Here is a 23,646-nt window from a genome sequence, read left to right as displayed (position 1 = left end):
TACACAAAACAGCAGAAGCTCCCCAAACGCGCCAACAATCTCCCCACACGCATCTCATTTATTGTATATCCGTTAGGAATGTTCGAAGCAATAGTCTCAAACAATTGTTCACTTCGCCAAATAAACCGGTCGCATCGGCGAGATTGGTATAGTAATTGCGAATTTCCAAAACTATCAATCCTCCCTGTTTAAACCCGGCACTTCCAATAAAGGCTCTGAACTTTCACACGTAACACCCCACGGAGTGAAACAGCCCATGTATTAGCTAAGCGCCTGCTATTATCTTATTGAATCTCATCAGCACAACAAGAACAACGATGCAAAGCATCTGCATGATCTTGGTAGCACCACTATCGGGTTATGTGACACTTTATTTTTTAACGATGGACTAAACTCTACGAATTTCACTATGAAGAAACTACTCCTGTTCCTGAGTATGTTGATCACCCTGTCTGTAGCTGCTCAGCATGTACCCAAAAGCCTCGTAGCCGCCAACGGCACCTTTATCGGATTTTACCAGTACACACCCACCAATTACAACGCCAACCCCAACACCAAGTATCCGCTCATTATCTTTTTGCACGGGGTCAGCGAAAGAGGTAACGGCACCACCGAACTCAAAAAAGCCATCGGGCTCGGCGTGCCCGCCGCCATTGAAATGGGTCATACCATGACCTTTACCTGGAACGGCAAAACCGAAACCTTCATCGTGTTAACACCTCAGCTGTCTTATAATTATGGTGGCTGGGAACCCTTTCACGTGCAGGAAATGATCAATTATGCCAAGCGCAACCTGCGCATCGATGAAAACCGCATTCTCCTCACAGGCCTCAGCCTCGGAGGCAGCGGCGTATGGGGCTATCCCGGTTCTTCGCTCGATGCCGCCAAACAACTCGCCGGCATCGGCGTATGCTGCGGCGTTTGCACCTGGAATACCAATTACAACCACATCGTCAATGCCAAACTGCCCGTATGGGCCTTCCACGCCATGGACGATTACACCGTACTGGCCAGCTGTACACAAAACGCCATCGCCTCCATCAATAACCTGAACCCGGCCGTAAAACCTTACGCCACCTATTATCCCACAGGTGGCCATTGGATCTGGAATTCCGTGTATGACGTAACCACCAACACCCAAAACCCCAGCTTGTACGAATGGTTCATGGCGCAGAACAAAAGTCTGCCCGTCAACAAACGCCCCGTCGCCAATGCCGGTGGCGATATCAATACCACACCCGCCTCGGCCACCGTTACCCTGAACGGTAACAAATCGACCGATGCCGATGGCAAACTGGTACGCTACATCTGGAAAAAACTCAGCGGACCCAATGCCGGCACCATCGTTACGCCGGTATCTTCCTCCAACGGCACAACGCTCGTAACCGGACTCACCATTGCCGGCACCTACCAATATGAACTGAAAGTAGTGGACGAGCGTTGCGACTGGACCATGGACACCGTGAACGTGGTAGTATCCGCCGGTCCGCCCCCAGCCAACAACAAAGCACCCATCCCCTATGCAGGTACCGATATCACCGTGCAGCAACCCGCTAACCAGGTAACGCTCAAAGGCTCTGCCACCGATCCCGACGGCAGCATCATCAGCTATTCCTGGCTCAAGGTGAGCGGCCCCGCCGGCGCCAATATTGAAAGCCCCAACAGCGCTACTACACAAGTAACCGGTCTGCTGGTAGGTGATTATGTATTTAAACTGATCGTGGTAGACGATAAGAACGTAACCGCCAGCGATGACATCAAAGTATCGCTGCTGGCCACCGATGGCAGAGGATCAACCGGTGTAAACCCCGGCCCCAACGTCACCCTTACCTTGCCCACCAACTCACTCACGCTCGATGGCACCGCCTCGTACGATCCTTTTGGTGGAAAGATCAATGGATGGAGATGGATCAAACTCAGCGGCCCCGCAGCCGGCACCGTTACCAATACCGGCGTAGCCGTAACCACCGCTACCGGTCTCGTAGAAGGCTCCTATGTATTCCAGCTCACCACCTGGAACAGCCAGTGGGAACCCAAATCGGCCACCAAGATCGTGACCGTTCAAAAAGGCAATGGCAATCCGCCACCGGTTACGAACATCGCTAAAGCAGGGCCCGATCAAACCATTCAACTACCCGTCAACAGCGTAACGCTGAACGGTTCCGGATCGGTTGACCCGAATGGTCCCTTATCCGGATCTACCTGGAGCAAACTCAGTGGCCCCGCCGGTGAAAAGATCACCAACGCGACAGCACTCACCACTACGGTAACCAGCCTCGCCGCCGGCACCTACCAATTCATATTGCAGGTATACGACACCCGCTGGAACCCATCGTCCGATACCATGATCGTCACCGTGAAGCCGGCCATAACAACACCGCCACCAGCCAATCCGAAACGCATCGCCAATGCAGGGGCCGATCAAACCATCAAACTGCCCACCAACAGCATTACCTTGAATGGTGCTGCTTCGGTTGATGCCAAGGGTCCTTTGAAAGGCATTGCATGGTTGAAAATCGGCGGACCAACTGCAGGCACCATCGCCGACGCCAAAGCGCTTACTACCACGGCGACGGGCCTCACCGCAGGCACTTATCAGTACCGCTTGCTGGTGTACAGTTCCGATTGGGTACCGTCTGACGATACCGTACTCGTGACCGTACAACAAGGCAGCACCGGCGGCGGCAACCCCGGCAACGGCAATGGCACCATCACCAATGCAGGGGCCGATAAAACGATCCAGTTACCTACCAACAGTACTGTACTTGATGGCTCAGCCTCTAAAGATCCTACCGGAGCTATCAAACAATGGTTCTGGAAAAAGATCAGCGGACCCAATGGAGAAAAGATCACCAATGCAGGCACTGAGAAAGCCACCGTCAGCAATCTCGCAGCCGGCACTTACCTCTTCAGCCTTACCTGCTGGGGTAATAACTGGCGGCCATTCTCCGACACGATGCAGTTGAAAGTGCTCGCCGCAGGTGCCACCGCCCGCACCACCAATGAAACCATAACAACAACAGTCACCACCAGGGCCGATATCGAAACCCTGCTGCCGGTGGAAGATAAACTCACGCTGTATCCCAACCCGGCATCCGGACAGGTCAACGTTCAAACAGTCAGCAATACCAACGGAGCTGCCTACCTGAATATATACGACATGACCGGCAAACTGGTGAAGAAGGTCCAGTTCCAGAAAGGGCAACCACTGCACCAGCAGGTATTGAACATCACCACGCTGAAGCCGGGCCTGTATCAGGTAGAAGCAGTGATAAATAACGCAACGAGTATCAAAGCGAAATTTGTGAAGCAATAAGGAAACTATCCAATAACTATGATAAAAGAAGGGTGCCTGCCTCCTCTGAGACAGGCACCCTTTCTCTTTTTAATCAAACTATTATTGCGCTGGAGTCAAAGAGAACGGCCGGTCGCTCTTTTGAATACCACGGCTCTCCTGCGGCTTTGCCCCCATCGTAAACTCGAGCAAACCGCCATTAACAATATCGCTGTGCGTGATGTAGTTTTTGGAATAAGCCGCACCATTGAGTAAGGCCGATTGTATGTATACATTATCGGCACTGTTGCCATTGGCCTTGATCACCAGCTGCTTCCCATTCTCCAACGTGATCGTCACTTTCTTGAACAGCGGGCTGCCCATTACATATTGATCCGTACCTGGGCACACACTGTAAAAACCCAGCGCACTCAATACATACCAGGAAGAAGTTTGCCCCTGATCCTCATCGCCCGGATAACCATTTTCAGTAGCATTGTACAAACGCTTCATTACCTCGCGCGCATGGAACTGCGATTTCCAGGGCGCTCCGGCATAATTGTACAAATAGATCATATGCTGAATAGGCTGGTTACCGTGTGCATACTGCCCCATGTTCGCCATCGCCATTTCGGTCATTTCATGAATAGGCCGGCCATAAGTACCTACCTTGAAAGTATTTGGCTGAGAAAACACAGAATCCATTTTCGTAACAAAAGCTTTGTCGCCACCGAGCAATCCGATCAACCCCTGTACATCATGAAACACCGACCACAACCAATGCCAGGCCGCCCCTTCGGTAAAGGGTCCACCCCACTCCGTAGGGTCGAAGTTCGGCGACCAATTCCCTTTGGCATCGCGACCGCGCATGAAACCGGTCGTAGAGTCAAACACGTTGCGGTAATTGTACATCTGCTTTTTGAAGATACCTTCATGAAAGGGCGCATTCACCGCTTTGGCCAACTGATAACCACAAAAATCATCGTACGCATATTCGAGGGTCTTGGCCGTAGCTTCACCTACCTGCGGGTAAGGCACATAGCCCAACTGATAATATTCCTTCCAGCCATGACGGCCATTGGCGGGTCCCCACGGACCTTTATTCGTCGCTTCATGCAAATAAGCGTCGAGCGCTTTTTGCGGGTCGAAGGTGCGGATGCCTTTTACCCACGCATCGGTGAGCAAGGAGATGGCATGATTACCGATCATGCTTCCGCCCTCGCCGGGAAACGACCAGGCAGGCAACCAACCACACTGCTCCTGCGCCGACAGCAAGGCCTGCATATAGCGGCCATGCATGGCAGGATGCAGGATCGTGTTGAGGGGAAACTGTGCACGGAACGTATCCCAGAATCCCGTATCGGTATACATATAGCCATAGTAGATCTTTCCATCGTACGGACTATAATAATATGGCTTGCCATCTTTATCGTATTCGAAGAACATGCGCGAGAACAAACTGGCCCGGAAGAAGCAGGAATAAAAAGTAGCCTTGTTCTCCTCCGAATCATCTTCCACCAATACTTTGGATAAGTATTTGTTCCAGGTATTGGTAGCAGCACGCTTCGTATCGTCGAAGGTTTTGAAAGAGCCCAGTTCTCTATCGAGGTTGAGGGTGGCCTGTTCGGTACTGATGTAAGAAGAAGCGACCTTCACCTGCACCTGCTCACCATCCTTAAACTGAAGATAAGCCCCTACTCCTTCGCCTTCTGCACCAGCTGCTCCGGCCTGTACAGTGTTCTTGCGGTTCTCCCAGGTACCATGGGCGGTGAACGGCTTATCAAACACCGCCACGAAGTAATTGCGGAAATTGCCGGGCCGGTAATGACCATTGGTGACATAACCGATGATCTTGCGTTCTTCGGGAATGATCTTTACCATGCTCAGTTTGGTATAGCCATCGAGCACGAGAAAAGCGGATTGTTTTTTAGGGAAACTGAAGCGCAGGTGTGCGCCACGCTCGGTGGGGGTTACTTCAGTCACGACGGCATTGTCGAGCTTTACGCGGTAGTAGTCGGGCCGCGCCGTTTCATTGGCATGCGAGAAGCCGGTAGCCCTCGCCTCCTCTCCTACCTGCAGCGTGCCGATCACCGGCATAAAGGAGAATACGGCATAATCATTCGACCAGGAGCTGCATTGGTGCGCCTGCTGAAAACCGCGGATGGTCTTTTTGGTGTACTGATACTTCCAGCCATCGCCGTTGTTGCCGGTTTGCGGTGTCCAGGTGTTCATGCCAAAAGGAAGGGCCACAGTGGGGTACGTATTACCCCGCGTAAGATCGAAGGAAGAATTGGTGCCCTGTAAGGTGTTCACATATTTAACAAGGTCGGGCTGCCGGGCAAAGATCGTTTTACTCAATAGCAAGGCAGCAAGGAGGATACTCCGTTTCATAGTTAGTGCTGGTTCGTTGTTTTTGTACCTTTCACATCATTGTGCCCCTCAAATATAATATTATCCCGCAAAAATCGGCAATAAAATAAAGCACCTCATTTCCACCTAAATCGCTTTAGTTAAGGCACTTCAGCGTACCAGGCACATAGTTGAAGAACAATCTCTACACCACACAATGATGCTACCGGTTGCATTAAAACATGATAACATTTTTACGGAAACTACGTGTACACCTATACGGTAAATGATCTATATTTGAAATACACTTCACATGTACATAGGGTAAGTCACAGCAACACGCTCCATCTTTATCTGATCCTGCAATAGGCGCTGGCAACAGAGCCGGTCATGCTATTGCCATTACGGAAAGGAGTATCCCAAAAATCCATCAAAGAGTAGGGCGCAATGCCGGAATGCGAAAAAGAAGGCAACTATTATCAACCTTGTATATGAAAAGAATCCACCTTGCCATCCTGGCACTGGCCATGTTATGCGCAGCCGCGTGTAAAAAGCAGGCCACCGAAACAGCCAACCCAATCACCTCCGATGCGGAAGTTCAAACCCTCGCCGCCGCACCAGCCTGCCAGCCCGGTTTTTATGACCTGGCCGTTGACCCGGCCACCGGCAACAGCTTCCTGTACAAAGTAACCGGATCACCCTCCGCAGGTCCCGTTACCGTAACACCAGTACTCGGCAGCCTGGGCACGCACCAGTTACTTACCTGCGGCGGTGCGCCCATCCGCTTTGCCACCGGCCTTTCGTTCGATCCCACTACCGGCGTATTCTGGGGCACCACCGGCGTGGCACCGAGCTCGCCCGCCAACCATATCCTCAAGTTTGTAGACCCCAACTGCGTGTCGGTAACACCCGCCATCAACAGTTGCGGCCTCGCCCTCAACCTGAGCGATGTGGAGAGGGATCCCACCACCGGTGCCTTCTATGCCATCAACCGCGGCACTGTATCGCCCAACAACCGGGTGGTGAAGCTGGGCCTGCCGGGCGCACCTACCGTTAATTGCCTGCCCAACCCGCTGTCGCCCAGCTTGTTCCTCCGCGGCCTGACCGTGCACAACAATGGCAAGCTCTATGTGATGGCGGTGACCGGCACCACCGGCCGCCTGCTCGATGTGAGTAAGGTAAGCGGACTTATTACCGCCACCTATAGCTATCCCGGCCCCATTACGCCTGCACCCGGCGTCAACATACCCGAAATGGGCCTGCACCACGATTCAGTATGCGTAAACCGGTTCATCACCGGCAATTATGATCCTATCGGCCTGGCTACGCTCATGACCGATGGCATACCGGCCGGCTTACCCGGCGGGCCCGTATACGCGCCATTGTCGGGCGTATTACCGCGTACCGTCGACTTTGCAAGACCCTGATAATCAGGCGAACCAGGGCTTAGCACCTAATGCATGTGAAGTGGGGCCGACCGTTCTGGTCGGCCCTTGTTGTTTATAGGATTAACCCGTACCCAAGGCCTGGGTAACCGCTGGGTGAATCAAGAATAAAAAGTGGCATACACCAGAGATATTCCAGATATACTTTAGAGATATACCAGAGATGAACCGCATCTAAAAGATGTGGTATATCTGTGTCTTGTCTCTCTTTAATAGCTAGTTTAAAACTCAGTTATTACAAAAATCACCCAGGGTTTACTCACCGGCTACTATCGGCCCACCCAGACAATCACCGAAGCCCTTACATTTGCACCTGATGAAGAAAGCGTTAGCCTCTTTTGAACAGGTTTTTATAGTACGCCATCTGCTAAAGTGGACCCTCATCGCCATTCCCGTTGCCCTCGTGACCGCCTCGCTGGTAGCCCTGTTCCTCTGGCTGCTCGACGTGGTAACCGGCTGGCAATGGCAGCAAGGCTGGCTGCTATACCTGCTGCCGCTCGCCGGCATCGGTATTTACCTGCTCTATAAACTGTATGGGAAGGATGCCGAAAAAGGCAATAACCTGATCATGGAGGAGATCCACGAACCCGGTGGCGGCGTACCCGTGCGCATGGCGCCCCTGGTGTTGGTCACCACGCTCATCACCCACCTTTTTGGCGGATCGGCTGGCCGTGAGGGCACCGCCGTACAAATGGGAGGCAGCATGGCTTCGTTGCTGGGCAAATGGTTCAAGCTACCCAAGGAAGATGTTCGCATCATACTGATGATGGGTATCGCTGCTGGTTTCGGCGCTGTATTCGGCACACCGCTTACCGGCGCCATCTTCGCGCTCGAAGTACTCGCTATCGGCCGCATCAAGTACGACGCGCTCATACCCTGCCTTATCGCTGCCGTGTTTGCCGATATCGTGTGCAGCGCCTGGGGCATTCAGCATACCAGCTATTATATCAACCTGCAGCCCTCCCTTACGCATGAAGGCGAGCTGTTCCGGTTCCAGGTCTATACTATTTTAAAAGTGGTGGTAGCCGGTATTGCCTATGGCCTGGCGGCCTGGTTATTCATTCAACTGCTGCACCTCATCAAAGCACAAATGCTTCGCTTAGTGCCTGGCCGCAAATGGCTGATACCGGTTATCGGTGGCGTTGCGATCATTGTGCTCACCCTGGTACTCGGCACCCGCGATTACCTGGGCCTCGGCGTGATCTCGAAAAACCTCGGCGGCGTTTCTATCACCAATGCCTTCAATATTGACGGCGTACATACCTGGAGCTGGTGGTGGAAACTATTGTTTACCGCTATTACATTGGGTTGTGGTTTCAAAGGTGGCGAAGTAACGCCCTTGTTCTTCATCGGTGCAGCACTCGGCAATACACTCGCAACATTGATGGGTGCACCGGTCGACCTGTTTGCCGGTCTTGGTTTTATCGCCGTATTTGCCGCCGCTACCAATACACCCATTGCGTGTACCTTGATGGGCGTGGAATTGTTTGGCACCGATAATGCACTCTACTATGCCATCGCCTGCTTTACGGCATATTATTTCAGTGGACATGCCGGCATCTACTCAGCCCAACGCACGGCTGTTGCCAAAACTACTTACACCAATAAATAAGGGTCGCTGCGAGGCAACGACCCTTTGGGTAAGCACGATCTCCAATTATTTTGTGGCCGGGTGTTGTTCATCCCGCTGAACAAGCCTCATCAGGGCACATTATTGTCCGGTGGTGAACAGCGCATAACTCACACCTACCTGCATCACCCTGTTCTTTTCATCCTGCCAGAAATTAGATAAAGACAAATTGTAACGTGCATAGGCCGACAGCTTTTCATTGAAGCGATAGCCGGCGCCAAAGCCCCAGGAGAAATCCGTTTTCTTCACAATGTCCTGGATGTCTTCCTTAACGCCATCCACTTTATCGGTGGCTTTCAACAGAAAACCGATCTGCGGACCCGTTTCACCAAAGAAACCCGAACGCGTGGTGTACTTTACCAGAACCGGGATCTGCAGGTAACTGGAGATCGTTTTATCGTCCCCTTTGCCTTCCCAGTTGGCACCCTGCATGGACAAATACATTTCGGGTTGCAGGCTCCACGCACCTTTCAACGGCACTTGTGCATAGCCACCCACATGGATGCTCACACGCGTTTTATAACCTTCTACATCCTTACCACCAAACGTGGCAAAGTTCAGGCCACCCTTGGCTCCAATGGAAATCTGCGCACTGGCTGCAACCGACAAACCCAACATCAACAGTAAATACGTTAACTTTTTCATGACTTAAAGATCAAATGGTTATTTAATGCGGAGCAAAGCTATAGCGAAGCGCAGGCTGCGCCCAGTACTGTTGTGTAGTTGGTATTAAAAAGCGAGCAGCCTGCTACCAAAAGGAAGCAGGCTGTCATCCGCAAAAACTATAGTTATCGTGAAAGTCTTAATCTATTTTATGGAGATACTCATTCAGGAATTTTTTCGGTGGTTGACCGGTGATCTTCTTGAATACCCGGTTGAAAGTGACGGCGTTGGTAAAGCCTGTTTGGTAAGCCACCGTAGCGATGCTGTCGAAATCCTGCGCCACGATCTTCTTGCAGGCTTCGTTCACCCGCACTTCATTCAGGAAAGTAATATAGGTTTTACGGGTATGCTTTTTAAAATAGCGGCAAAAAGCCTGGGGTGTTAAATGCGCTATCGAAGCGATCTGATGCAGACTGATGTTTTCGGTATAATGCGTCATTGTGTATTGGTACACATCGTTCATCCGCAAACCTTCCGATTCGCTGATCGAATATTCTGCCCCCGAATTGGCGAGTGTTTTATACTTCTTGATGGTCGTCATCAGTTGCAGCAACTGAATAAAAGTGGCCAGGCGCATACCATTGCGTGCTTCTTTGGCCTGCAACATCTTATCGGTTACCTGCTGCTTATAGGCGAGCGGTATCTGCATACCGGCAGCGGTGGATTCAAAGAATTTCTTCACCCCCTTCATTTCGGGCAGGTGCAGCAAGTGACTGAACAATCCCTCGGGATCCACAAACATAGTAATGGCGTGGGTCTCCTTCCTGCTGCGCTTTTCGAAATAAGCGGGATCGCTTTTGAAGAGGTGGGGCTGGTTGGCGCCTATGATATAAATATCGCCGGGCTTGAAACGCTGCATCGAATTACCCGCGATCAAAGTGCCTTCGCCCTTGATCACCCAGGTGATCTGTATCTCATTATGACGGTGCAGGTGATTGTAGAAATAGGGCAAAATATCTTCCTGCACGATAATGGAATGATCGGTAGCTACTGGTATCGTAAACTGTACAACTTTCATACTTAACCAATATTACCACCTTTTTTTGAATTCAAAACGCACAGGGTTAATATCGGTAAATAACTGGATTAAATCGTGCAGGTGACACTTTTTCCATCCAGTCTCCCCTCCTTCCTAAATCATTGGGTATTTGTCCTTAACAGGCTATAGCATCGGGCGCTCCGGTCGCATAGAAGTCATGTTAAAATTCATTCAATGCTCCTTGCGAAAACATCCGTAAAAGACACCTCCTTACCTGCTGACGGGCCGTTACCAATTCTGCCTGATCCTTATCCAATCTTAACCCTTTTACGAATGGTCAGCTTCGAATCGATTTTTTGCTGAACTTCCGTGCCACAAGCATACTGCCGTCATTATTACACTCATCAACCTAATCAACTCATCACCTGCTATGAACAAAGCCCTGCGATTAATCTGTTTCCTATCCATTGGATTGGCAATACCAGGCGCTGATGGATGGGCACAAACATCGGCCCTCTACCAGCAAACCAGCGAAGTCAACAACCTGATGGTTCAATATGATGCCGACCGCGGCAGCCTCAGCCGCTTCTACGCGGTAGAAGGTTCACCCGATCGTCGCAACCGCTTGCTTCAATTACAAAACGATTACCTGAAGCAATTGCAGCAATTGAAATTCGAATCACTGCCCGTAGGATCCAAAGCCGACTACTTATTATTTAAAAGAAATATGGATGAGCAGGTGCGCCTGCTGCAGGAAGAAGAAGCTGAATATACACAACTCGCTCCCTGGTTCTCTTTCAGCGAAAAGATCTACGAAATAGAACGCATCCGCCGCCGCGGCACCCAGCAGGACGCACAGAAGCTGGCCGCCACGGCCAATGCACTCTCCGCAGAGATCAGTGGCTTTGCCAAAAAGCTCGACAAAGAAGGCGCCATCGACATCAACCTCAGTCGCCGGGCAGGTGGCATCCTCCGCGGATTGCAATACTCCGTTAAGAGTGTCAATGATTTTTATACCGGTTACGACCCTTCCTTCAGCTGGTGGACGCCCGAGCCTTTCAAAAAGCTCGACAATGCCTTGAGTGATTATGCCAAATCCTGGCAGCAGAAAGAGAAATCCGCCCCCGGCGGCAAAGACGATGGCAGCGGTATCATCGGCTATCCCATCGGACAAAAAGAACTGGTGCGCCAGCTGCAGGCCGAAATGATCCCGTACACGCCCGAAGAGCTGGTCGACATTGCCAACAAAGAGTTTGCCTGGTGCGATGCAGAAATGCTGAAAGCCTCCCGCGAAATGGGTTTTGGCGACGACTGGAAGAAAGCCGTGGAAAAAGTAAAGAACTCGTATGTGCCGCCCGGCAAACAGCCCGAGGCCATCATGAAGCTCTATAACGAAAGCATCGACTTCCTCAAGAAGAACAAACTCATCACCATACCACCTCTGGCCGAAGAAACCTGGCGCATGAGTATGATGAGTCCTCAACGCCAATTGGTAAGCCCCTTCTTCCTCGGTGGTGAAATGCTCATCATCTCCTACCCCACCCATACCATGGCCGAAGACGACAAGCTCATGAGCATGCGTGGTAATAATCCGCATTTCTCCCGTGCAACAGTGCACCATGAATTGATTGCCGGTCACCACCTGCAGGGCTTCATGAACAACCGCTATAAATCATACCGCAATTTCAATACCCCCTTCTGGACCGAAGGATGGGCCCTGTACTGGGAACTGATACTGTGGGATATGAAATTCCCGCAATCGCCCGAAGACCGCATCGGTATGCTGTTCTGGCGCATGCACCGTTGCGCGCGCATTATCTTTTCGCTCAACTACCACCTCAACAAATGGACGCCCCAGCAATGCATCGACTTTTTGGTTGACCGTGTATGCCACGAGCGTGCCAATGCGGAAGGTGAAGTACGTCGCTCCTTTACCGGAGGCTATGGTCCCCTGTATCAGCTTGCTTATATGATCGGTGGTCTCCAGTTCTACAATATGAAGAAGGAACTGGTAGACAGCGGTAAAATGACCTACAAGCAATACCACGATGCCGTGATGCAGGAAAACGCCATGCCCGTAGAAATGCTGCGCGTGATCCTCGAAAACCAAAACGTATCGAAAGACTTCAAGACCAACTGGCGATTCTATTCAAAATAAATACAGCCGTTGTGCAAGCATGACCTTCCCGGCCATGCTGTACGACGCTGATTGACCCAACCATAGTATCATGACCACCCAATCCATTGCACTCACCAGCCTGCTGCTGGCAGGTTTCGTTGCTGCACAGGCACAGCCGCAGCCCGCTACCGCCTACCGGCCTTCACGTGAAGAGATCCTGCAGCGTTACCGCGAGGCGGCCCTGCTCGATAGCACGGCCCGCAATACCGTCTTCAAATCATTCGTGCAGCCCAACTGGCAGGCCGATCAGAAGAGCTTCTGGTACCGGAACAACCTCAAAGACAGCGCTACCGAATACATTTATGTAGACGCTGCCAGCGGCAAGAAGGCCCCCGCCTTCGATCATGCCCAACTGGCTGCTGCCCTCAGCAAAGCAGCGGGCAAAACCATCCCAGCCAGCCGGCTTGGCATCAACACGCTTGTGTTCGACAGCAAAGCCAAAACAGTGAGCTTCCGTCTCCAGCAACAATGGTATAAGTATGATGCAGCGCAGCAAAGCTGTGTAAGCACTACGGCTCCCGATACTACCGCAGCCAACGCGCAAAACCCGCGCAGGCGTTCACGTTGGGAGCGCAACAGCCGGCCCGACAGCACGTCGCCTGATAAGCAATGGGTATGGACTATCAAAGACTACAATGTATACATAAGGCCTGCAACTGGCGGTAAAGCTGTTCAATATACTACTGACGGCAGCAAAGACAAACCCTATGATCATTTGTTCTGGAGTCCCGACAGCAAGTACGCCATTGGCTATAAGACCGATCCACGCGAACAGAAAGAGGTGTACTATGTGCTAACGTCGCAGCCCAATACCATGCGTGGCCAGCTGCGTTCGCAACGGTATGCACAGCCCGGTGATGAATTTACCAGCTATGAGATGTACACCTTCAACGTAGCCAGCAAAAAAGCAACGAAGGTCAATACGGAGAAGTATGACTTCCTCGGTGCTCCCTATATACGCTGGCGTAAAGACAATCGCTACTTTACCTATGAGAAAGCCGACCGTGGCCATCAACGCTTCCGCATCATCGAGGTAGATAGCGAAACCGGCAATACCCGCAACGTCATCGACGAGCAAACCAATACCTTCATTTACGAGCAGCGCATCTTCACCCATTACCTGCCCGACACTGATGAGATCATCTGGAGTTCGGAAAAAGATGGCTGGCGCCATCTCTATCTCGTAAACGTAGCCACCGGAACGATCAAAAATGCGATCACAACCGGCGACTGGGTGGTGCGCGACATCGACAGCATCGACGAAAAGAAAAGAGAAGTATGGTTCCGCGCCAGTGGCATGCAAGCTGGTGAAGATCCTTACAACGTACATTTCTACCGCATTAGCTTCGATGGTAAAAAGCTGGTGTCCCTTACGCCTGCCGTCGGCAACCACACTATAAACTGGTCGCCCGACAGGAAGTATTTCACCGACACGTATTCTGCGCCCGCTGTAGCGCCCATTACCACGCTCAACCGTACGGCAGATGGCAAGCAGGTGATTGAGCTTGAGAAAGCCGACATCAGCGCTTATCTCGCCCTGGGCATTCAGCTGCCCGAGGTGTTCGTAGCGAAAGCGAGAGATGGCAAAACCGACATCTGGGGTGTGGTATGTCGCCCCCGCAACTATGATCCCAACAAGAAGTATCCCGTAATCGAAAATATCTATGCTGGTCCGCAGGATGCCTTTGTCCCCAAGAGTTTCATGAGTTATGGCGAAATGCAAAGCATGGCCGAGTTGGGTTTCATCGTGGTGCAGTGCGATGGCATGGGTACGGCCAATCGTTCTAAAGCATTTCATGATGTATGCTGGAAGAACCTCGCCGATGCCGGTTTGCCCGATCGCATACTGTGGATCAAAGCACTGGCCGCCAAATATCCTTATGTAGATGTAGACCGTGTAGGTTTATATGGCACATCTGCAGGCGGACAAAACTCCGCCGGCGCGCTCCTCTTCCACCCTGAGTTTTATAAAGCGGCCGTATCGGCCTGTGGCTGTCACGATAACCGTGTGGACAAGCAATGGTGGAACGAACAGTGGATGGGCTATCCCATAGGCAAGCATTATGAAGAGCAATCCAATATTACCAATGCCGCTAAGCTGCAGGGCAAACTCTTGCTGATCGTTGGAGAAGCCGATACCAATGTACCACCCGAGAGCACTTACCGGCTGGCCGATGCACTGATCAAATCGAACAAGATGTTCGATTTCCTCACCGTGCCCGGCATGGGACATAGCGATGGCGGTCCATATGGAAGGAAGAAGAAGCGCGACTTCTTCGTGAAGGAATTGCTGGGCGTTGACCCGCCCGATCGCAATATTGGGGAGATCAGGTAACCCTCTATTTTTCATAGTAACCATAAAAGCATGTTCAGATCCCGTGTATCCTTATTGTTGTTTGTGTTGATGGCTGGCGGCCCTATCGCTTTTAGCCAGCAGCTCCGCTTTACTGTATCGATGGAGCAGCCGGCCACGCATTACTTTCACGTAGAGCTGCAATGCAGCGGCATCAAGGGTGATGCTACCGAGTTCAAGATGCCTGTGTGGACGCCCGGCTATTACCAGCGGATGGACTATGCTAAAAACGTAGAACACTTCACCGTAAAGAATGCCAAAGGCGATACACTGGCCTGGATGCAAAGCGGCAATGGCTGGCAGGTACAACACGGCAAGCAAAAGGCCTTTACCATCAGCTATGATGTAAAAACAACAAGGCTTTTCGTGGCCAATCCCTATATCGATGAAGAGCGTGCGTTCATCAGACCGACCGGTGTATTCATACATCCTGCCGGGAAGATCAACCTCCCTTCTACTGTGCAAATAAAACCCTGGAGCGGTTGGGCCAATGTGGCGACGGGACTCGACTCTATAGCGGGTAAACCATTCACGTATACAGCACCTAATTTCGATGTACTGTATGATAGTCCGTTCCTGATCGGCAATCTCGAAGAACTGCCTGCCTTCAAAGTCAAGGGCATCACCCATCGCTTTATCGGTTACAAGATGGGCAACTTCGATAAGCAGGGATTCATGAACGAGCTGCAAAAGATCGTAACCGCCGGCACGGAGCTTATAGGCGATATTCCCTACAAGCATTATACATTCTTATCCATAAGTCCCAACGGCATGGGTGGCATCGAGCAATTGAACTCTACCGCCGTCTCCTTCAACGGAGAAAGTCTGGAGAAACCCGAATCGCGCAAGCGCGTGCTGAACTTCCTCGCCCATGAGTACTTCCACCACTACAATGTAAAGCGGATACGTCCGGTTGAACTCGGACCATTCGATTACGACAATGGCAGTCGTACCAACTCGCTGTGGGTGTCGGAAGGACTTACTGTCTACTACGAGTATTTGCTGGTGAAGCGTACAGGCCTCATGTCAGAGACAGACATATTCGGTAACCTGCGCAACAACATCGCGGCTTATGAAAAAGGCGTGGGCAAAACCTATCAGTCGCTGCAACAGGCCAGTTACAATACCTGGTCCGACGGGCCTTTTGGCCGCAAAGACGACAAGGTGAATAAAACGATCTCTTATTACGATAAGGGGCCGGCCGTTGGCCTGCTGTTCGACTTTGCTATCCGCCATCATACACAAAACAAAAAGTCGCTCGATGATGTGATGCGCACGCTGTACCGCAAGTATTACCAACAGCAAAAGAGAGGATTTACCGAGCAGGAGTTGAAGGATGCCATTACCGAAGCGGCTGGCGCTCCACTCAATGAATTGTTCGACTATATCTACACCACGAAGGAATTAGATTATAACAAGTACCTGAGCTATGCCGGGCTCACGATCGATTTGACGGGCGAGAAACCTACTTATGCGATCTCCCGCGTTCCCAATCCCGATGCCCTGCAGCAGCAGATACTGCGTTCGTGGCTGGGAGAATAAAACAATGTGCGCCAATAATAAAAGCGGGTGTCTCAACAGCGTGAAGAGACACCCGCTTTTTTATGTGGTACTTATAACCCGATTCTTTTTATTTCCACGTAATCTTCACCAGCACCACGCCTTGACGCTGCAGTAGAACAGGAACCAGCAGCAATCCATCCTTCGATGCATTGCCCGTACTCACAGCTGTTTGTTCCAGCTGACCGGCCTTTTCCAGTGTTGCTATCTGCGCTGCCGTGGGTTGCTGCGGTGAGCCCATCTGTTTCCACACCTCATAAGAATTGCTGTGCTTTTTATCGACCGTGTATTGGGTGATGGTGACCGTTTTGGCAGACAACCCTTTCAATTGCAGGTTCACGGGCTCAGACTTACCATCAAGATCATCGTCGTGATAGTTCCATAACATCACCGTGGCCAGTTTCTTATCGTAAGCGGCCAGCGCGCCAATATCGGTGGTGGGTTTGCGCACGCCCGAGTCGCGGATGCTCATTAAAGGATACATGCGGTTGCTCGCCACGTCAACCCGCTTTCCCTTCATCATGCCAAACATGCGGAAGATATTCAGTACCGGCTTATCGACTCCATTGGTAGCCAGGTCACGGAATCCATAAAACCAGGGCTGATCTTCGAATTCAAAGGACCAGGATACAGCACCGAGGAAATTGACCTTGAAGTGATCGGCCAGTAAATACTTGCGGGCAAAGGATGCGGCAGTATAGGAAGAATACATGGTACCGTTGCGATAGGCATTCTCCGGATTGGTAGCCATACCACAGGCGGCACATCCTTCGGGATCCGATTCGCCGATCACGATCGGCAGGTCTTTCACCGCCGGTGTATTGGCCACGATCTCAAAACCCTTGCTGATATCCTTTAACTGATTGGAGATGCCCATACGTACATGGCCATCCACCACCCGCGGTGCTCCTTTAGCATGGAAGGCGATGAAGTCGATGGGCGTTCCCTTTTTACCCGTTACATAGTTGTTGCCGGTAGCTACGTGCTCGAGGAAGGTGCGCAGGAACTTCTCCGACACATTCCAGGAAGGCCCCGTTACATGTGGGCCACCAATGCGCGCCGCCGGCAATGCCCGCTTCACGGCATCGGCTGTATAGTCGTACAACTTGCAATATTCTTCTACAGTGCTCTGCCAATAGCCATTGCCATTTGGTTCGTTCCAGAGTTCCCAGTACCAGCTGGCCACTTCTTTTTTACCATAACGCTCTACACAATGCTTTACCCATTCGTACACCAGGTTGCCCCATTTCGAATAATCCTTAGGCGGATGTGCCCAACCGGTGAAGACTTCTTTATACGGCTGACCAGGCTTCCAGTAATGACGATAAGGCTGCGGCTTTACCGATAAGGCTTCGGGCATAAAACCGATCTGCGCCAGCGGCTTCATGCCGCGCTGTACATAGGTATCGAATATGCTGTCCACGATGCGCCAGTTGTACACCGGGTTGCCCTGCGCATCTTCGGTATAGGCATTGGTAGAGCCCCATTTAAGTGCGGCTTGTCCGTCGCCGGAGGTGAGCAGGTTGTGTGCCCGTACATACACTGGCACCGGGCTCAGCGCGGCCAGTTCACTCAGCAACTTCTTCCCATCCTTCATGTAAGTATAGTTGGGCTCATCATAGCCAAACCAGGCCCACACCGGCTTCATATCACCGATAGGTTGGTCGAAGGCGACCTTTACCTGTACCGTATCATCCTGGGCAAATGCGGGCGTAGCAGCGTAGACTAATGAGAACAGTGCGGCGATGGCAATGCGTTTCATAATTCGTTAGTTTAATCCGATCTCGATGAACCACCCTATCAGGGCGGCAACTTACTGTTTGAAGTGTCAATTTAACAATTAAGCAGGCAATTACACCATTGTAAAAGACAATTATTTCCTTACCGGTTGAGCCAGGTGGAGGTTGGCCTCTAAAGGCAGGCGCCTGCGGTTGGCTTCTTATTTTTCCGGCCATGCAAGACTAAAAACGGGTCGCCGCCAGCGGCGGCAAAAGACTTGGCAGCAACGGTAAGCGCATGCCACCCTCGCCATTTCCCCGCTACGGCCTATCTTTGCGGCTTATGAAAGCATTTTTGTTCGACCTGAACGGCACGATGATCGACGACATGGACTATCATATCAAAGCCTGGCACACCATTCTCAACAATTTAGGTGCAAATATTTCTCTCGAGCGTACGAAGGAAGAATGCTATGGCAAGAACCATGAATTACTCGAACGCATATTTCCCGGCAGGTTCACCAATAGTGAAAAAGACAGCATGAGCTACGCCAAGGAAGAGCAGTACCAGCGTGAATTTCGTCCTCAGCTCAAACTCATCAAGGGGCTCGACCAGTTTCTTGAAAAAGCTCATCAGCAGCATATCCCCATGGCCATCGGATCGGCGGCCATCACGTTCAATATCGATTTTGTACTGGACGGACTTAACCTCCGGCATTATTTCGGCAGCATCATCAGCGCAGATAATGTAGTGAAAAGCAAACCCGATGCGGAGACATACTTAAAATGCGCAGCGGCTTTACAGGTTGACCCCGCCAACTGCATCGTATTTGAAGATGCGCCCAAAGGTGTAGAGTCGGCGCAGAATGCCGGCATGCAGGCCGTGGTGATCACTTCCATGCATACCAAAGAAGAGTTCGCCGCTTACAACAACATCATCGGTTTCATCGAAGATTATACGGCTCCCTGGCTCAACGAGCAATTACTGGGCGCCTGATTCCCCATCGTCTTACGACCCCACTTTAAATAACAACAGCAGGCCATCTAGGCCTGCTGTCATGTTTATAAGCTGTACGCCAGGGGCGTATTATTGTTTACCAGAACCGCACATAGAGTGCTGCGAGGATGATCAGGGTAGCTACGATCAAAGCGAGTGTAGCAGGTTTTACCTTGAACATAGAACCATCGATATCGAATGCTTTGGGGTTTACTTTCGGACCACCAAGGCTGATACCCACCATCACAGCTACGGTAATGAAGAATGACCAGCCCATATTGATGAGGAACGGAATTTCGGTGATAGTCTTCACCACGCCACCTTCCATTTTCTCATACGTAAAGGCCGTGTACATCCAGGTTTCTTTACCGAAGAGACTAACTGCATAGTTATTGAAGAAGATAGCCAGGGCAAATCCGAGGATCACACCCACGAGGGCAGCCGTACCGGTGGTACGCTTCCAGAACATACCCAGGATGAACATCGCGAATACACCGGGGCTGATGAAGCCTGTGTACTTCTGAATGAAGGTGAAACCACCTTCACCACCAATACCCAGGGTATCTTTCCAGGTAAAGATCAAAGAGATCAGGATGGCGGCTACAACAGTCAAACGACCGATCCACACCATCTTCTTTTCGTCCAGATCCTTGCTAATGTATTTCTTATGGATATCGAGCGTATAGATGGTAGAGATACTGTTCAGTTTACCAGCCAGCGAGGCAATGATAGCTGCCGTAAGCGCCGCGATCGACAAGCCTTTCAAACCATTGGGCAAAAAGCCGAGGATGGCAGAGTAAGCACCGTCTTTGCTTTCCAGCTGAGGCAGGTGACCATTCTTGTACAGTACCCAGGCTGCGATACCAGGCAACATCACGATCAAAGGCATCAACAGTTTCAGGAAACCGGCAAAGAGGATACCTGTACGCGCCGTGGTAAGGTCGGCACCCAGGGCACGCTGCGTGATATATTGGTTACAACCCCAATAGTTCAGGTTCACGATCCACTGGCCAGCGAAGTACATCGCAATACCGGGCAACACCACATACTTCTGCACCTGCAGGTTCAACGGGTCGCTGAGCGTAGTTGTCGTGGCAGCCGGTTTGTCGAGTATCATCTTAAAGTGCTCAGGCGAATCGGCCAGCAGCGCTTTAAAACCATCGATGGCGCCATGTCCCACACCCATCTTTTCAGCCACCACCGTAAGAGCGAGATAAGTAGTAGCAAGACCACCAACGATCAACACCGCTACCTGTATTACATCGGTATAACCAATTACCTTCATACCTCCGAGGGTAATGATCAGGGCACATATGGCCAGGGCAATCATGATGGCATGGAGATAAGCTCCTCCCAACAAACCATTGATGGCTACTGCACCCAGGTAAAGGATAGAAGTAAGGTTTACGAATACATAGAGGAATAACCAAAACACCGCCATAATCAACGCCACGGTTTCATTGTACCGCGTTTTGAGGAACTGCGGCATGGTATAGATCTTGTTCTTGAGGTAGATCGGGATGAACCAGATGGCGATGATGATCAAAGCCAGTGCTGCAATCCATTCGTAAGCAGCTACCGCTGTACCTACGAAGAAACCTTCACCACTCATACCGATGAACTGCTCGGCAGAGATATTGGAAGCGATCAGCGAAGCGCCAATGGCCCACCAGGTCAGTGATCCCTCGGCCAGGAAGAAGTCTTTGGTATCCATCGTAGCCTTCTTTTTGCGACGATAGATCCAGTAACCGTAAGACCCAACCAGGATGAAATAGAAAATGATAATGAGATAGTCGTAATACTCCAGCTTGTTATTCATACGCAGTAACCGATTAGAAGGTGGTTATTTAAGTTGGTTAATAAATAGTGAGAAAGGCTTGGACTGTTGCAGAGAATAACGACTGTTAGTATGACCAATACTGACTGAGGATATTTTCATATGCAAAGCACTTTTCAAACGTGAAAAATAGCGATTATTTTCTTAATTATTGTCCTAATCGGATCAATGATTCGTCCAGGTTTATCATTTTTTTAGACAAATAGTCTACAATTTTCCAGGATATCTGACATAGGTATCAAAATAAAGGCACCTGCCTGGTGAGCAAGATGCCTTTAAGCTTTTAACTTATGTATTATAATGTGTCATCATAACACCCGTTGTCCGGCTACCGATACTTTATTAGCAAGTAGTGTTAACTTTTTAACCGCCTGCCCTATCCGCACCGACAACGTCTGTTGTCTTATTTATAATAGATCTCGTTCCAGCGCAGCTCATTTTTGAACTGGTACAGGTTCGTGTCTTTATTGATGAGCACGAACTCGATGCCGGCCATTTCTGCGAGGTCTTGTAAATATTCGGAGCTCAGGTTCTGACTGTAACCGGTATGGTGTGCACCACCGGCCAGTATCCAGGCTGCACAGGCTGTTTTAATATCCGGTAATGGCTTCCACAATACACGGGCTACCGGCAGCTTGGGCAGGTCATGTTCGGGCTTCACGGCTTCTACTTCATTCACCAGCATACGGAAGCGGTTGCCCATATCGATGAGTGATGCATTGAGCGCGTTGCCGGCTGCGCTGTTGAATACGAGGCGCACCGGATCGGCCTTGCCGCCAATGCCCAGGGGATGGATCTCGCAGGAGGCTTTGCCATCGGCAATAGACTCACAGATCTCCAGCATGTGCGCACCCAATACCAGTGAATTGGTAGGATTGAAATGATAGGTATAATCTTCCATAAAGGAGTTGCCACCGGGCAGGCCCTGTGCCATCACCTTCATAGCACGTACGAGGGCGGCTGTTTTCCAGTCGCCTTCGCCGGCAAAGCCGTAACCACTGCCCATGAGGCGCTGCGCGGCGATACCAGGCAATTGTACCATGCCGTGCAGGTCTTCGAAGGTGTCGGAGAACCCTTTGAAGTTACCCTGCTCGAGGAATGCACGGAGGCCCAACTCGATCTTCGCGGCATCGCGGATCGATTGGTAGCTGGCGCCGCCTTTCTTCAATACATCGGCTACTTTATAACGATCGTTGTATTCCTGAACCAGCTTATCAACTGATGCGTCGCTTACTTCATCGATCACTTTTACGAGGTCGCCGATACCATGGGTATTGACAGAGAATCCAAACTTGTATTCAGCTTCTACTTTATCGCCATCGGTCACCGCCACATAACGCATGTTGTCGCCAAAGCGTACGAAGCGTGCGCCCTGCCAGTCGTTCCAGCCGGCGGCTACGCGGGCCCATACGTTGATGCGCTCCAGTACTTCTTCATCCTGCCAGTGGCCCACCACAACCTTGCGGTTGAGGCGCATGCGCGTCATGATGAATCCAAACTCGCGGTCGCCATGGGCGCTCTGGTTCAGGTTCATGAAGTCCATGTCGATATCATTCCAGGGGATATCGCGGTTGAACTGGGTATGTAAATGCAGTAAAGGCTTGTTGAGGATCTTCAGGCCGCCGATCCACATCTTGGCGGGAGAAAAAGTGTGCATCCAGGCAATGATACCGATACAGTTCTCTGCTGTATTGGCTTCCTGGCATATTTTAAAGATCTCTTCGGGCGATTTTACCGTGGGCTTCCACAATACCGTTACCGGTATCTTAGAAGATGCGTTCAGGGATTTGGCAATCGTTTGAGCGTTTTCAGCCACTTGCTTCAACGTCTCCGGGCCATACAGATGCTGACTTCCTGTTACAAACCAAACTTCCAATGTCTTTAAGTTGATCATCTATTGGGTGTTTTACTGATTTTGAATGTAATGATAAGCTACCGGCCGGTTTATACCTGGCCATAATAGGAATCGGGTCCGTGCTTGCGCTCGAAGTGCTTCCTGATGAGGGCTTCCTTAAGGCGTGGCGCCTTGGGATTGATCTGTTCGGTAAGCAGGGCCATCTGGGCCACACTCTCCAGCACCGCGCTGTTGTAAACGGCTTTGGCAGCAGTTTTACCCCAGGTAAAGGGCGCGTGATTACCTACCAGGATCATCTCCACCTCTTCATAGGTGAGACCTTTTTCCTGAAAGCAATTGATGATCTGGAACCCTGTCTCGTGCTCATAATCGCCTTTGATCATCGCATCGTCCATCGGCGGCGCACAGGGTATATCGACCGTATTGTGATCGGCATGCGTAGTGCCGAAGATGGGAATGTCGCGTTGCGCTTGCGCCCAGGCAGTGGCATAGGTAGAATGCGTGTGTACGATGCCGCCGATCTTTTCCCAATGCTTGTAGAGCACGGCATGGGTCTTCGTGTCGGACGAAGGGCGCATGGTGCCTTCTACGGTTTTGGCATCGAAATCGACGATCACCATACTACCGGGCGAAAGGTCTTTGTAGGGAACGCCACTGGGCTTAATGGCAAATACACCGGCCTGGCGGTCTACGGCACTCACATTACCGAAGGTAAAGAGCACCAGCCCCAGGGCAGGTAATTGCATATTGGCTTCGTAAGCTTCCTCGCGTATATGTTGATAACGGCTCATTGATCTTTAGGTGTGG

14 protein-coding genes are annotated in these 23,646 nt (G+C 51.1%); 7 read left to right on the top strand and 7 right to left on the bottom strand.

What is annotated here, in order from left to right; translation table 11 throughout:
* Positions 1-409 precede the first annotated feature (409 nt).
* A complete protein-coding gene (locus tag P2H89_RS18695; protein ID WP_275829627.1) occupies positions 410-3,316 on the top strand; it encodes a T9SS type A sorting domain-containing protein in 2,907 nt (968 codons plus the stop codon).
* An 81-nt stretch (positions 3,317-3,397) separates the two neighbouring features.
* On the opposite strand, the gene P2H89_RS18690 is transcribed toward P2H89_RS18695, so the two are convergent.
* The gene (locus P2H89_RS18690; protein WP_275829625.1) at positions 3,398-5,665 is read right to left on the bottom strand and encodes a GH92 family glycosyl hydrolase; all 2,268 of its coding nucleotides are present in this window, start codon (positions 5,663-5,665) and stop codon (positions 3,398-3,400) included.
* A gap of 449 nt (positions 5,666-6,114) precedes the next feature.
* Here P2H89_RS18690 and P2H89_RS18685 point away from each other — a divergent pair, with 449 nt between their 5' ends.
* Together P2H89_RS18685 and P2H89_RS18680 are read left to right on the top strand one after the other, a co-directional pair.
* Positions 6,115-7,050 carry a hypothetical protein gene (locus tag P2H89_RS18685; RefSeq protein WP_275829623.1) on the top strand — a complete coding sequence of 312 codons (936 nt, stop codon included), beginning with the start codon at positions 6,115-6,117 and terminating at the stop codon, positions 7,048-7,050.
* Positions 7,051-7,384: 334 nt separating this feature from the next.
* Positions 7,385-8,680, top strand: a complete 1,296-nt coding sequence (locus P2H89_RS18680) for a voltage-gated chloride channel family protein (RefSeq protein ID WP_275829622.1) — start codon at positions 7,385-7,387, stop codon at positions 8,678-8,680.
* Positions 8,681-8,779: 99 nt separating this feature from the next.
* Here the strand turns inward: P2H89_RS18680 and P2H89_RS18675 are convergent, their stop codons facing one another.
* Together P2H89_RS18675 and P2H89_RS18670 are read right to left on the bottom strand one after the other, a co-directional pair.
* Positions 8,780-9,343, bottom strand: coding sequence for a porin family protein (locus tag P2H89_RS18675; RefSeq protein WP_275829619.1), 564 nt, complete (start codon positions 9,341-9,343; stop codon positions 8,780-8,782).
* A 157-nt stretch (positions 9,344-9,500) separates the two neighbouring features.
* Positions 9,501-10,379, bottom strand: a complete 879-nt coding sequence (locus P2H89_RS18670; protein ID WP_275829617.1) for an AraC family transcriptional regulator — start codon at positions 10,377-10,379, stop codon at positions 9,501-9,503.
* A 391-nt stretch (positions 10,380-10,770) separates the two neighbouring features.
* On the opposite strand from P2H89_RS18670, the gene P2H89_RS18665 reads away from it, so the two are divergent.
* The 3 genes from P2H89_RS18665 (at position 10,771) to P2H89_RS18655 (ending at position 16,414) form a co-directional block, all read left to right on the top strand.
* Complete coding sequence (locus P2H89_RS18665; protein WP_275829615.1) at positions 10,771-12,498, top strand: DUF885 family protein; 1,728 nt, start codon at positions 10,771-10,773, stop codon at positions 12,496-12,498.
* A gap of 70 nt (positions 12,499-12,568) precedes the next feature.
* Positions 12,569-14,854, top strand: a complete 2,286-nt coding sequence (locus tag P2H89_RS18660; RefSeq protein WP_275829614.1) for a S9 family peptidase — start codon at positions 12,569-12,571, stop codon at positions 14,852-14,854.
* 30 nt (positions 14,855-14,884) lie between these two features.
* On the top strand, positions 14,885-16,414 hold the full coding sequence (locus P2H89_RS18655; protein ID WP_275829612.1) for a hypothetical protein: 1,530 nt from the start codon (positions 14,885-14,887) through the stop codon (positions 16,412-16,414).
* 88 nt (positions 16,415-16,502) lie between these two features.
* Here P2H89_RS18655 and P2H89_RS18650 read toward each other — a convergent pair whose 3' ends face one another.
* Positions 16,503-18,194 (bottom strand): beta-xylosidase, encoded by a 1,692-nt coding sequence (locus tag P2H89_RS18650; protein WP_275829610.1) that lies wholly within the window; start codon positions 18,192-18,194, stop codon positions 16,503-16,505.
* Between the two features lie 299 nt (positions 18,195-18,493).
* Here P2H89_RS18650 and P2H89_RS18645 point away from each other — a divergent pair, with 299 nt between their 5' ends.
* Complete coding sequence (locus P2H89_RS18645; RefSeq protein ID WP_275829608.1) at positions 18,494-19,147, top strand: HAD family phosphatase; 654 nt, start codon at positions 18,494-18,496, stop codon at positions 19,145-19,147.
* Between the two features lie 97 nt (positions 19,148-19,244).
* Here P2H89_RS18645 and P2H89_RS18640 read toward each other — a convergent pair whose 3' ends face one another.
* The 3 genes from P2H89_RS18640 to P2H89_RS18630 all read right to left on the bottom strand — a co-directional run bounded on the left by P2H89_RS18640 (position 19,245) and on the right by P2H89_RS18630 (position 23,630).
* On the bottom strand, positions 19,245-20,966 hold the full coding sequence (locus P2H89_RS18640) for a sodium/solute symporter (RefSeq protein WP_275829606.1): 1,722 nt from the start codon (positions 20,964-20,966) through the stop codon (positions 19,245-19,247).
* 421 nt (positions 20,967-21,387) lie between these two features.
* On the bottom strand, positions 21,388-22,878 hold the full coding sequence (araA, locus tag P2H89_RS18635) for an L-arabinose isomerase (RefSeq protein WP_275829604.1): 1,491 nt from the start codon (positions 22,876-22,878) through the stop codon (positions 21,388-21,390).
* 50 nt (positions 22,879-22,928) lie between these two features.
* Complete coding sequence (locus P2H89_RS18630; protein ID WP_275829602.1) at positions 22,929-23,630, bottom strand: L-ribulose-5-phosphate 4-epimerase; 702 nt, start codon at positions 23,628-23,630, stop codon at positions 22,929-22,931.
* Between the last annotated feature and the right edge of the window lie 16 nt (positions 23,631-23,646).

The sequence above is a fragment of the Paraflavitalea sp. CAU 1676 genome, assembly GCF_029223285.1.
GTDB lineage: Bacteria > Bacteroidota > Bacteroidia > Chitinophagales > Chitinophagaceae > Paraflavitalea.
The sequence above is the reverse complement of the archived record's forward strand: the minus strand, read 5'-3'. Positions and strand labels throughout refer to the sequence as shown.

What these genes read in the sequence shown, in the direction of transcription:
- P2H89_RS18695 (WP_275829627.1), top strand. Translation starts at nt 410, where the DNA reads ATGAAGAAACTACTCCTGTTCCTGAGTATGTTGATCACCCTGTCTGTA.
- P2H89_RS18690 (WP_275829625.1), bottom strand. Translation starts at nt 5,665, where the DNA reads ATGAAACGGAGTATCCTCCTTGCTGCCTTGCTATTGAGTAAAACGATC.
- P2H89_RS18685 (WP_275829623.1), top strand. Translation starts at nt 6,115, where the DNA reads ATGAAAAGAATCCACCTTGCCATCCTGGCACTGGCCATGTTATGCGCA.
- P2H89_RS18680 (WP_275829622.1), top strand. Translation starts at nt 7,385, where the DNA reads ATGAAGAAAGCGTTAGCCTCTTTTGAACAGGTTTTTATAGTACGCCAT.
- P2H89_RS18675 (WP_275829619.1), bottom strand. Translation starts at nt 9,343, where the DNA reads ATGAAAAAGTTAACGTATTTACTGTTGATGTTGGGTTTGTCGGTTGCA.
- P2H89_RS18670 (WP_275829617.1), bottom strand. Translation starts at nt 10,379, where the DNA reads ATGAAAGTTGTACAGTTTACGATACCAGTAGCTACCGATCATTCCATT.
- P2H89_RS18665 (WP_275829615.1), top strand. Translation starts at nt 10,771, where the DNA reads ATGAACAAAGCCCTGCGATTAATCTGTTTCCTATCCATTGGATTGGCA.
- P2H89_RS18660 (WP_275829614.1), top strand. Translation starts at nt 12,569, where the DNA reads ATGACCACCCAATCCATTGCACTCACCAGCCTGCTGCTGGCAGGTTTC.
- P2H89_RS18655 (WP_275829612.1), top strand. Translation starts at nt 14,885, where the DNA reads ATGTTCAGATCCCGTGTATCCTTATTGTTGTTTGTGTTGATGGCTGGC.
- P2H89_RS18650 (WP_275829610.1), bottom strand. Translation starts at nt 18,194, where the DNA reads ATGAAACGCATTGCCATCGCCGCACTGTTCTCATTAGTCTACGCTGCT.
- P2H89_RS18645 (WP_275829608.1), top strand. Translation starts at nt 18,494, where the DNA reads ATGAAAGCATTTTTGTTCGACCTGAACGGCACGATGATCGACGACATG.
- P2H89_RS18640 (WP_275829606.1), bottom strand. Translation starts at nt 20,966, where the DNA reads ATGAATAACAAGCTGGAGTATTACGACTATCTCATTATCATTTTCTAT.
- araA (WP_275829604.1), bottom strand. Translation starts at nt 22,878, where the DNA reads ATGATCAACTTAAAGACATTGGAAGTTTGGTTTGTAACAGGAAGTCAG.
- P2H89_RS18630 (WP_275829602.1), bottom strand. Translation starts at nt 23,630, where the DNA reads ATGAGCCGTTATCAACATATACGCGAGGAAGCTTACGAAGCCAATATG.